This window comes from Virgibacillus litoralis (assembly GCF_017873675.1).
GTDB classification, from domain to species: domain Bacteria; phylum Bacillota; class Bacilli; order Bacillales; family Amphibacillaceae; genus Lentibacillus; species Lentibacillus litoralis.
The window spans coordinates 1-11,250 of the sequence record NZ_JAGGKK010000038.1 but is presented as its reverse complement, the minus strand read 5'-3'; the positions used below and the strand labels follow the sequence as shown (position 1 = coordinate 11,250).

General features: G+C 36.6%; 10 protein-coding genes. 6 read left to right on the top strand and 4 right to left on the bottom strand.

Going from position 1 to position 11,250, the window contains the following annotated elements:
• Window positions 1-46: 46 nt before the first annotated feature.
• A complete protein-coding gene (locus J2Z82_RS19120; RefSeq protein WP_209482392.1) occupies window positions 47-388 on the bottom strand; it encodes an ASCH domain-containing protein in 342 nt (113 codons plus the stop codon).
• A 376-nt stretch (window positions 389-764) separates the two neighbouring features.
• On the opposite strand from J2Z82_RS19120, the gene J2Z82_RS19115 reads away from it, so the two are divergent.
• From J2Z82_RS19115 to J2Z82_RS19105, 3 genes are read left to right on the top strand one after another with little or no spacing between them, the layout of a single operon-like run.
• Complete coding sequence (locus J2Z82_RS19115; protein WP_209482391.1) at window positions 765-1,757, top strand: glycosyltransferase family 2 protein; 993 nt, start codon at window positions 765-767, stop codon at window positions 1,755-1,757.
• Complete coding sequence (locus J2Z82_RS19110; RefSeq protein WP_209482390.1) at window positions 1,705-2,079, top strand: GtrA family protein; 375 nt, start codon at window positions 1,705-1,707, stop codon at window positions 2,077-2,079. The genes J2Z82_RS19115 and J2Z82_RS19110 overlap by 53 nt, the downstream gene beginning before the upstream one ends.
• A gap of 12 nt (window positions 2,080-2,091) precedes the next feature.
• Window positions 2,092-4,680: a YfhO family protein gene (locus J2Z82_RS19105; protein ID WP_209482389.1), complete on the top strand. Its 2,589-nt coding sequence runs from the start codon at window positions 2,092-2,094 to the stop codon at window positions 4,678-4,680.
• 70 nt (window positions 4,681-4,750) lie between these two features.
• On the opposite strand, the gene J2Z82_RS19100 is transcribed toward J2Z82_RS19105, so the two are convergent.
• Window positions 4,751-5,401, bottom strand: coding sequence for a hypothetical protein (locus J2Z82_RS19100; protein WP_209482388.1), 651 nt, complete (start codon window positions 5,399-5,401; stop codon window positions 4,751-4,753).
• Window positions 5,402-5,868: 467 nt separating this feature from the next.
• Here J2Z82_RS19100 and J2Z82_RS19095 point away from each other — a divergent pair, with 467 nt between their 5' ends.
• From J2Z82_RS19095 to J2Z82_RS19085, 3 genes are read left to right on the top strand one after another with little or no spacing between them, the layout of a single operon-like run.
• Entirely contained in the window at window positions 5,869-8,133 is a 2,265-nt protein-coding gene (locus J2Z82_RS19095; RefSeq protein WP_342453671.1) for an EAL domain-containing protein, read from the top strand.
• On the top strand, window positions 8,130-9,764 hold the full coding sequence (locus J2Z82_RS19090) for a thiamine pyrophosphate-binding protein (RefSeq protein WP_209482387.1): 1,635 nt from the start codon (window positions 8,130-8,132) through the stop codon (window positions 9,762-9,764). The genes J2Z82_RS19095 and J2Z82_RS19090 overlap by 4 nt, the downstream gene beginning before the upstream one ends.
• Window position 9,765: 1 nt before the next feature.
• Window positions 9,766-10,137, top strand: coding sequence for a carboxymuconolactone decarboxylase family protein (locus J2Z82_RS19085; protein ID WP_209482386.1), 372 nt, complete (start codon window positions 9,766-9,768; stop codon window positions 10,135-10,137).
• 62 nt (window positions 10,138-10,199) lie between these two features.
• Here the strand turns inward: J2Z82_RS19085 and J2Z82_RS19080 are convergent, their stop codons facing one another.
• Both J2Z82_RS19080 and J2Z82_RS19490 read right to left on the bottom strand, forming a co-directional pair.
• Window positions 10,200-10,715: a hypothetical protein gene (locus J2Z82_RS19080; RefSeq protein ID WP_245251810.1), complete on the bottom strand. Its 516-nt coding sequence runs from the start codon at window positions 10,713-10,715 to the stop codon at window positions 10,200-10,202.
• A complete protein-coding gene (locus tag J2Z82_RS19490; RefSeq protein WP_245251809.1) occupies window positions 10,696-10,962 on the bottom strand; it encodes a transposase in 267 nt (88 codons plus the stop codon). The genes J2Z82_RS19080 and J2Z82_RS19490 overlap by 20 nt, the downstream gene beginning before the upstream one ends.
• Window positions 10,963-11,250 lie beyond the last annotated feature (288 nt).

Genomic DNA, 11,250 nt, shown 5'->3' with positions numbered 1-11,250 from the left:
GACAGGTTCATCGTCCCGCTGACGGAGGCTGTCCCTTCCCCTCCCTCTACTCAGCTAATTCGTACTCATGAGCCCAAACTTTCATTTCGGGTTCCCATTTCATACCGGGATGTATAGATAGAATAGCGTTCTTATATCCGCCCGCATTTTGATAGCCTTCCTGCATTGCATCTTTATCTGTTATTTCCCCAAGTTTTTGTTCATAGACATTCCTTACAATAAACTTCTGGCCTTTAAGTGTCATGACCTCACCAATATCTGCATAGCGCCCATTTCGGCGGGTTGCGGTTTTTTTGCCGTTCATTACCTTTTCTATATCTGCATCAATTGTTACCAGTTTATCTATTGTACATGTTTTTGGTGGTAAACCATTATTCTGTTCTGTCATAAAATAACCTCCCCTTTAAAGTCTAATTCAATTATATACGCTGAAAGATTACAAGGCTAATATTAATTCCAGGAACGGTTAGAAAACTTGGCATTCGTTAAAGGGATTCTTATGAAAGCGTATTTTGCCTTCTTAGAACCCCTTATACTCTGGAGTGCAAGCCTTTGGGCGAATTACCTTAGTTGCACTTATGCAGTAAGAAAGGATTTATACTTTCTTACCTGCCGAGACAGAGGGTGAGACAGAGGGTCAGGTCCCTCGCCCCAATACCGCCGGGACGGTGTTCCTGACCCTCCGTCCCCCCATCAAATAATAATTATTCAAATGTGGTTCATACTAAGCTTTAAAATGCTACACAATAAAAGCAGGTGCATCTATGAATTCCCAACTCATTTCAATTATCATTCCATCTTATAATGAAGCAAGTAACATTGAGCCTCTTTATCAGGCAATTGCTAATGAATTCGCCAGCATCGATTATCAATATGAACTTCTTTTTATTAATGATGGAAGTACAGATGACACATTAAATCGTATTAAACAGCTGGAATTAATCGATCCAAATGTGAAATATATCGCTTTTACAAGAAATTTTGGCAAAGAAGTCGCACTTCTTGCAGGCTTTCAGCATGTTAAAGGGGAAGCCGTAATTATCATGGACGCTGATTTGCAGCACCCCTGTTCCTTAATCAAACCATTCATACAAGGATATGAGGAAGGGTTCCATCAAGTCATCGCCCAGCGCAATCGAAAGGGAGATAGCCGAATACGGTCATACCTTTCCTCTCTCTATTATTGTATTGCTAACAAAGTCGTAGAAGTTGAACTAAAAGATGGAGCAGGAGACTTTAGGTTGTTAAGCAGAAATGCAGTCGAAGCACTTCTGCTTTTAAATGAAGGCAACCGTTTTTCAAAAGGATTATTTTCTTGGATCGGATTAAATCAAAAAACGATTTATTATGAAAATGTAGCCCGACAAAACGAAAAGCCTAAATGGTCACTCTCCAAGCTATTGAATTATGGTATTGACGGGGTCATTTCTTTTAACAATAGGCCACTAAGAATTTGTTTTTATACTGGTGCTCTTATTTTACTCCTGTCTCTCATTTATATTTTTATTAACTTACTTTTTATTATGACTAATGGTATTACGGAACCCGGATACTTCACCATAATATCAGCCGTTCTTTTTCTGGGAGGTGTTCAATTACTCTGCCTTGGTGTAATTGGCGAGTACATTGGAAGGATTTATTATGAAACAAAAAAACGCCCCCATTATTTAATACAGGAAACAAATATTTTAAAAGGAGAAAATCGTGAACGTAATCAGGCTAGAGTTTATAAGATTTATAATAGTGGGGATCATTAACACCCTAAATTACTATGGCATTTACTTGATATTTAATTTAGTGCTTGGAATTAACTATATGGCTTCCCACATTATTGGGTTTGCCATTAGTTTAATTGTTTCCTTTTTTCTTAGTTCCTACTTCACATTTCAAGTAAAGCCGTCTTTAAAAAAATTCCTGCAATTTCCGCTAACACAGCTTTTTAATATCAGTGTTTCATCCGTACTAATTTATTTATTTGTTGAGTATTTTTTTATTGATAGTACGATTGCTCCGATCGTGTCCTTATTTATCACCGTCCCTCTCACATTTTTGATTACGGGAAAAATTCTAAAGAAATAACGGAGAATACATATGCAAAAAAAACGCAGTCTAATTTCCCTTATAATCTGCAGCCTTGTCGTTGCTACGCTGGGACATCTTTTTTTTATAACAGAGTGGTTTCAAGATAGATATATGGTAGGGCCGAATGATGGATTACAGCAAATGGTTACATTTAAAAAGCTTTTGTATGAGCAATATACCACTGGAAACTTCTTTTATTCCTATCAATTTGGTTTAGGTGGCGGTACCTACAGTCAATTGGCGTTTTACTTTTCAACGTCATTTATGTTTATGTTAACGACAGCCTTTGTTTATTTATTACAATCTGTACAGTTAATTGGCCCCGCCGATACATTATTTTGGGCGAATGCGGCAGTATTTGTCAGCATAGGCCGGCTGGCGATTATTATTACGATAACATCCTGCGTATTTCGTTATATGAAATGCAATTGGATGCCTGCTTTTACCGGAGCTGCTATCTATGGATTATCCGCCATCTATTTTCGCCATGTAACCTATTGGGAATTTTTTGCGGATGCAATGCTGTGGGTTCCGTTACTTGTATTTGCTGTGGAAAAGATCATTCGTGAAGCACGAGGGGGCTGGTTCATTGTTGCTGTTGCAGTCACTCTCTTTAACAATTTTTACTTTGCGTATGTTAACTTAATCTTCATCCTGATTTATATCATTTTTCGTTGGATAATTCATTTGGATGAGAATGAAACGCACCGACTGAAACAATTAAAAATGTACTTTATCAGCGGGACACTAGGCCTTGGAATCAGTGCGATTTCTTTTGTTCCTGCTGTTTATGGTTATTTAAATAATCATCGACCACCATATAGCCAGCATGTTCCTTTATTTAATTGGGATAACATTTTATTTAACAGCCGATTCCTAATTATCCCTGCCCTTTTTTTAATTTTACTTTTCATATTTTCGTTATATAAGAACCGGACCTTTCGTCTGTTTGCAGCGTTGAGCATTATATTTATACTTCTTCACTTCACCCCACTCGTAGCCAGTGCATTTAATGGATTTTCTGCACCTCAATATCGTTGGGAATATCTGCTTTCCTTTACAATAGGTGGCTGTGTAGCTTTCGGCTTAAAATTTATAGCTGAAATTAGTAAAAGGCAATTGACTATGGCAAGCACTGTTGTAACTATTGTTTATCTTTTCACTGTTTTTCTGGATAAAAAAATAAGCATCACTTCTGAACTAAGCATTGCAGTATTAACTATGACGGCTATTACGATACTTTTTCTTTTCCTGTTTATATGGAGGGTAAATCGAGTACGTTTTATTCTGTTGTACACCGGACTTTTAATCCTTCCTATTGTTTTCGCAAATGTTTTCCAATACGGGCTTTCCGTACCGGGAAAAGTAGATGAAGTCTCAAAAAATCATTTGCAAAGTGAAGATTATAATGGAGAAGAACAGCGGCAGGTTATTCAGCAGATTAAAGACCGTGACACTGATCCATTCTATCGGATTGATTGGAAAGTTGGATCCTTTAATAATACACCTATTGTACAAAATTTTAATGGAATGAGTGTTTATGGAAGTATATTGAATAAGCACTTGCTCTACTTTTATCTGTATGATCTAAACATCGACATGGGACGGGAAAGTGTTAGCCGGTATGCAACTCTTGGAAACCGTGCTAACTTGTACAGCCTGCTTCAAGGAAAATACATGGTCAGAGAAAGGGACAATAGCAGCCCTATTCCATATGGATTCAACAAAATAATCGAATCAGAAAACTACATTGTATTTCAAAATGAAAATATATTACCATTTGTACGTACTGCCAAATTGCTTTTCTCGGAACAAGAAATGAAACATACTTCAGTATTGGCAAGAGAACATGCCATGCTGGAAGGTGCGATTGTACAGGACAAAAACGACACCGCAATTCCAAAAGAGATTAATATAATTGATACAGCCACACTTGAAACAGTTAACGCCTCATATAATGACAATAAGGTCTCAGTTACAGATGACAAGGGTGGAATTGATATTTTAGTCGATGAAATTCACCCAGAAACAAAAGATTTTTATATCCATTTTCATCTTGAAAACCTGGCAGCTGATCAAGGATTTACTTTAAAAGTAAATGACTATAAAACCACACGTAAGTCCAATCAGTCCGTTTACAAAACCTACGACGATAATATGACCATTCGCGTTGCAAAGGCAGACAAAGTCAAAATACGCTTGCCAAAAGGAGACTATATTTTAAAAGACCTTGCACTGTATCAGGAAGACTATTCGAAGCTGGAACAAGCCAATAGACAAGCGACAGAAACGGAGAAGGTAAATTGGAACGATAACCGTATTACAATTACCTACAACAACCAGAATAATGACAACCTCATGATCCTCCCAATCCCCTACGAAAAAGGCTGGGAAGTAAAAGTAAATGAGGAAAAACAAGCAGTACAAAAGGTTAACTACGCATTTGTTGGCTTACCAATAGAAAAAGGAATCAACCATATAAAACTAATTTACTACCCACCATACTTCAGAACCACAATAGTAATAACCCTAATAAGCCTCATACTATCCGTCGTGAGCTGGCGCAGAGCCAGAGGGACAGGAACCTTGTCCCGCTAAAGCTAAAAGTGTGGGACGGGGTTCCTGACCCTCCGCCCCGCTTGGGACAAGGTTCCTGACCCCGATGTCCCTAGTTAAAGGATATATCATTTATTTTCCATTGTCCTTCTAATATGGTGAAGACAAATTCCATATCAAATATTCCGTGTAATTCACTTTTGTGTTTTTGGACTAGTTTATATGTGGTTTCGTTTAATTTTTCCATTGTATAAGGATTATCTTTGTTAAACATTGGATAAAGGTCTCTTGGAATCAAATATAGACCGCTCTCCCCTTCATTCACAAAACCACTCCATATTGTTCGTGCCATATCTATTGTCATAATATCGGTAAACTGTTTATATAGCTGCTCTTTCGTTTTTATCGTTTTAAATTTATATCCAACATATTCTTCATTAAAATTGTCATAATCCACATCCGACTTTATTCTTTCAAACATATTATTATAGTTGGTTAGTATCTTTACAAAAGTTTCTTCTTTATTAGATTCACTTTTATTTGTATTTTCATTTTCAGAGGTGTTGTTTTTCGATGTTTCGCTTATATTATCACCAGTACTATTCACGTGTGAAAGTGCAGTCGATTTAACTTGCTTAGACGCATTTAGTGAATGCTGATGATTTTCTGGCGACTTTTTCATACCACTGCTGTTTCCTTCTGCTGTACCACAGCCTGCGATCAGTAATGTAATAGCTAAACTGACCATTAAAATGTGTTTCACAATAACACCCTCTCCATTAAGTTCTATCTATTTAGACGGATTAGCATATGCAAATGTTTCATTTATATTACAAAATTCTTATCCTTTGTAATATTATTACCACATTTTATCTTAGTAAAACTTCTGAAGGGGATGAAATCATGGGCTTGTTCCACCTTAAAACAAGCAAGATCAGCAACACATGATTAACCAAAGGCAGTGTTTCAATAACTTTACGTACCTCTTATACTATTACAATCGAACATCATCTGAAAAAAGTGGCATACGAAAATAAATAAATATTTTTTCTATAAATAGTACACTTTTTCGCTTCCAGAAACGATATTAATAGTAAGTGATATGTTTACTGCTTTAACTTACGGAGACTTGAATTCTAGTTTCCTAGCTCACCCACTAAAATTGACAGACTAATAGCTACAGCTTATAATGAGGTGTTATATTTTGGAAAAAATACCGGAGTGATATAAGTGCTTAACCAAGAACAATACTTTATAACGAGATCAAAACAAATGTGTGAAGAAAGTGGAATGGATCCGGATGTGATGTCCAGACCAAAAGTATTTTTAACCGAAAATGAACTTGCAGATAAGAGAAAATCCTATAGTGAGATCCTATCTGTTGTAAGCTTTTTCTCAAATAAACTTTTAAATTCATTAGAAGGTACTCCAATATTAGTAGTTATTTCTGATGCGGATGGATATCTTTTGGATATAGATGGCGACGAAACAATAAAGGCTACCACCGAACAGTTTGGCATTATATTAGGTAGTCAGTTTACACAGGAAGACACGGGAACAAATGTTGTAAGTCTAACATTACAGCAAAAGCATCCAATAAGTTTAATAGGTGAAAACCATTACCATAAATTCCTCCAAAATATAGCTTGTTATGGTGATACATTTCAATATACAGATGAAAAAAATTTACTAGGCAGTGTTTCAATCATGATGCCTATTCAATTTCAGAATCCGCTGTTTTTAACCATGTTATCACAGGCTGTTGATTCGATTGAAAGAGAGTTATTGCTAAGGAAGCAAAATAGGAAACTAGATATCATGAATCAAATCATGTTAAGCAGAACAAGTAATGGTATCGTTATTACAGATGAAAATGGGATTACAACTGAATTTAATGACTTTGCTCAAAAAATCTCAAATAATAGTAAGGATTCCGTTGTTGGAAGAAATATTTGTGAATCACAATTGACGGGCGACTATTTTAAAAAAGTACTGGAACAGGAAAAAATCTTTAAAAATGAAGTTATTAAATTCACAAACCAGCAAGGTGAACGTACTGTTTGTTTATTCGATGCACAACCAATCTATGAAGATGAAAAAATGGTTGGCGCATTTGGTCAATTCAGGGATATTTCCGTTCGATATTCCCTGCAGGAAAAATATAATTATTTAGCTTACCATGATGATCTAACTAATCTAGCAAATAGACGCTACATCAAAAAAGAAGTAGAAACACTAGTTGACGACATTAAATCCGGTTATCAACGAAATTTGGCTATATTATTTTTGGATCTGGATCGTTTTAAAATAATAAATGACAACTTTGGCCATTCAAATGGAGATATACTCTTAACGGAAGTGAGTAAGAGACTGTCCAAATGTTTAAGAGAAAATGATGTGCTCGCCAGAATGGGTGGTGACGAGTTTATCTTCCTGCTTAAGGACTTTGAAGATATTAGTTATGTAACTGAAAAAGCGGAAGAAATATTAGATCAATTTAATGACCCTTTTCAAGTTGCAACAAACGAACTACATACTACTGCAAGCATTGGCATTGCAATATACCCTGATTACCCAATTACACCTGAACAGCTTATGGTATACGCAGATAATGCAATGTATCAAGCAAAGTCACAGGGTAAAAACCGTTATGCGGTTTATACATCTGAATTATTAGTGAACTCTGTGGAGGAATTACAACTTGAAGCTGATTTACGAAAAGCATTGGATCATAATGAATTTGTATTACATTATCAGCCCCAAATTAGTAACAAAACAGGAAAGATAGTCGGGCTGGAAGCATTAATTCGATGGCAGCATCCTAAGCTGGGGTTACTCTATCCGGGCAAGTTCATAAAGTTAGCGGAAGATAGCGGTCTAATTACGCAAATAGGTGAATGGGTGATAAATGAAGCATGTACCCAAAATAAGAAATGGCAAGAGGATGGCTGGGAACCAATAAAAATTTCAGTCAATCTGTCAACACAACAATTTCTGACCCAGGACCTTGTCAAGTTTATGGAAGGTGTTCTCAATCGGGCAGGGTTGGATCCAAAATATTTAGTCGTAGAAATTACAGAGTATATGGCAATGGAATATGATTACTCCCTTAAAGTATTACAACAACTTAAAGCCCTTGGTATTTGTATAAGTATTGATGATTTCGGTACTGGCTATAGTTCTTTAAAATACCTTAAAGACTTTCCGATTGATTATATAAAAATCGATAAATCATTTGTCGGAGAAATAATTGAAGATAATAATGATGCTGTCATTGTAAAAGCAATTATTACATTAGCTCACAATCTTAGTATGGAGGTAATTGCAGAAGGGGTTGAAACAAAAGCACAATTAAACTTTCTGCAACAATACAACTGCGATGAAACACAGGGATATTTCTTCAGCAAGGCTATTCCAACTGAGGAATTCGAACAAAATTACCTGCAGTTGCAAAAAGAAATTAAGTCAAAAAATGAGAGGACAACAGAAATATGAATACATCTGCATCAGTATTAGCTGCAAATTTTAAAAATTGGGGAGTTGATCATCTATTTGGTATACCCGGTAAAGCTATCTCCCCAATAATATTTGAATTAAGGAAATATAATATAGAGTTTGTACTGAGTAAGCATGAGGCTGGTGGTGGCTTTGCGGCAGCTGGCTACTCGATAATGAACCAGAAGATCGGGGTCGCCCTTGGAACTTCTGGTCCTGGAGGTACTAATCTGCTAACAGCAGCAGGACAAGCGAAAGCAACTCATACACCTTTGCTGCTTATTACAGGACACCCATCCATGAAAGATACCGGTAAAGCTATGGGGCAGGATTCAAGTATATTTGGGACAGATCTCCATGATATGTATAAATCAGTAACTAAATTCAGTGCCAGGGTAGAACGTGGCGATATGCTGCAATCTTATCTTCAGCATGCTTTGGAAAAAGCCGTATCAGGTATTAAAGGTCCAGTCCATCTATCAATTCCGTTTGATATTTTAATAGAAGAGATAGAACCGTTTGAAATAGATTTACCAATCCCAAGTGAAATGGTTTCACCTGCCATTGACAATGTCGTTGAAAAATTAGATTCAGCACAACGTCCGCTCTTATTTTTAGGAAAGGGCGTCCATTCAAGTAGAGCATATGAAGAAGTTCAGATGCTTGCTGAACATTGGAAAATACCCGTTATTACAACACCGGGTGGTAAGGGGACATTTCTCTCCAACCACAAACTTTCGCTTGGAGCATTTGGATTGGGCGGAACAGTGGCAGCGACCGACTATGTAAATCAGGGTGTAGACCTATTAATCGTAATCGGATCAAAGCTAAGTGATATGTCCATACCTGGTCTTTCAAAAGATATGTATCCAGAACACCTTATTCACTTTGATTATGACCCAACATTTATCGGGAAATCTATCAAGGTACCGACTACTCCAGTTCTTGGGGATATCCGCTCGAATTTAAACGTTATTTTAAAAGATATACCTAAACCAGACAGTGCTGAATTTTTAACTCCTATAAAGACGGAGCAAATGGAAAATAACCACCCAAATGAACGAATGTCAGCAGTCACAGCATTAAAATCTATGAGAAACGCTTTGCCTAATGATGCGATTGTCTTTGGAGATGATGGAAGTCACTCATTTTACGGAATTCAAAATTTTGATATTTATAAAACCGGAACGTTCTTTTTTGATGATATATTCGGCGCCATGGGAAATGGAATTGGCTATTCAATCGGCGCAAAACTAGCAGCTCCTGACAAAACGATTGTTTGTTTAGTAGGCGACGGCTGTATGTTTATGCACGGCACAGAAATTTCCACAGCATACAATTATGATTCACCTGTGCTTTTCATAGTTTTAAACAATGGCAGGTTAGATATGGTAGAAAAAGGAATGAAAAAAATGACCGGCTCATCAACAGGCGGCGTTTATGAAACACCATTAGATGCTGCATTATTTGCTCAATCAATGGGATTGCAAGCGTATACCTGCCAGAATTCAATTGATTTAACACACCAAATTAAGCAAGCACTACATACTACGGAAGTAACCAAAAAACCGGTTGTCGTGGAAGTTTTAGTCGATCAGAATGAAACACCACCAACCATGGGGAGGCAGTAAAATGGAAAACAGTAAACGATATGAGGCTGGCATGGATGTAATGAAAAAACTATTCTCAGAGGAAGTTCGTGGTGGGATGGCAGGGATGAAAGAAATTTCACCTGACTTTTGGGAAATGATCGTTTCGTTTGGATTTGGTGACACCTATTCAAGAGAAGCACTATCACTATCACAAAAAGAGATTATCACGCTAACTGCACTAATCACACAAGGAGCATTTGATCAGCTCAAAGTTCACTTGGAAGCAGCTCTTAAAATTGGACTAACAAAAGAAGAAATAACAGAAATTATTATCCACTGCTCAGCATACACCGGATTCCCCAAAGCCGTCCAAGCAATGGGAATCGCCGGCGAAGTGTTTAACGGGACATGAGGGTCATTCCTCGTCCCGGGGACATAAGGGACAGGTTCCTCGTCCCGGCAGTCCACTTTAATTCATCGAATGCGGTCAATAACACTATTGGATATTCCTGTTATTCTGGCTAGCTGCCTGATCGTCACAGCATTTAACCCTTTTAGCTCTAATAAAATCGCATTTCTTTCTTCCTTTTTCATCTGTTGTAAAGTACTACTATCGGGTACTCCTATTTTTACTAAATGGTTTTTTAACTCACTATCTGAGATTCTAACTCTTACATGATCTTCTAAACACTCATCATCATTTGTAACTTGCATATATTCAGCGAATAATTTGATGGCTTTACTACGATCTGGGGAGAATAAGTTGAATCCTAAATCAGTGTCTATGAAGTTAGATTGTTGGAGATATTCGTCTATACTAGTCCACTTACATTGAAATACATTAGCTGCTAATCCAGCCTTAACGGGGTTTTGATGAATATATCGGAGAACGGTTAAAAAATAGCGAGCAGTCTCTACATTTTCACTTTTAAATCTTTCCTGAAATAAATGTCCACAGCGCTCATATTTATTATTGTACCAAAAAAACATAACTTGCACTAATTCTTTGAATAGCTTTTGAGATTGTTTCCTCCTTCTCCTCCAGCAGTAAATGAATATGATTATCCATCAAACAATAACAATAAACCTTAAACTTACTTATATCTTTAAATCTTATTATTGTTTCTAATAGCCTGATTTTATCTTCATCATTCTCAAAGATAGTTTGTCTATTTATTCCTCGCAGCATAATATGATAAATTCCGTTACTACTTTTACGCCTTGCGCTTCTTGGCATACAGGCATCACCTCAAGAATTTCAGAAATTTTAATATTCATAATTTAAGCTACTTAGCAGAAAAAGTCAAGAACGGCCGTTAATGTAAAAAGGGGATTTCTATACTACGCTAACATTCAAAATCGATTTTTTGATAACCTATTTTAGATAAAATTTATTAAAACCAGACAATTAAGAGGGGGAAAAGATAAATTTGCAGTATTTAATGAAGAATTCAAATTACTGGCTATTTAAGCTGGAAGTTTTGGTACTTCTCTATAAATAGAAGGAGTGGGACGAGGTTCCTGT

Excerpts from the sequence above, each read along its gene's own strand:
- J2Z82_RS19120 (WP_209482392.1), bottom strand. The coding sequence starts at position 388 with ATGACAGAACAGAATAATGGTTTACCACCAAAAACATGTACAATAGAT.
- J2Z82_RS19115 (WP_209482391.1), top strand. The coding sequence starts at position 765 with ATGAATTCCCAACTCATTTCAATTATCATTCCATCTTATAATGAAGCA.
- J2Z82_RS19105 (WP_209482389.1), top strand. The coding sequence starts at position 2,092 with ATGCAAAAAAAACGCAGTCTAATTTCCCTTATAATCTGCAGCCTTGTC.
- J2Z82_RS19090 (WP_209482387.1), top strand. The coding sequence starts at position 8,130 with ATGAATACATCTGCATCAGTATTAGCTGCAAATTTTAAAAATTGGGGA.
- J2Z82_RS19085 (WP_209482386.1), top strand. The coding sequence starts at position 9,766 with ATGGAAAACAGTAAACGATATGAGGCTGGCATGGATGTAATGAAAAAA.
- J2Z82_RS19080 (WP_245251810.1), bottom strand. The coding sequence starts at position 10,715 with ATGTTTTTTTGGTACAATAATAAATATGAGCGCTGTGGACATTTATTT.
- J2Z82_RS19490 (WP_245251809.1), bottom strand. The coding sequence starts at position 10,962 with ATGCCAAGAAGCGCAAGGCGTAAAAGTAGTAACGGAATTTATCATATT.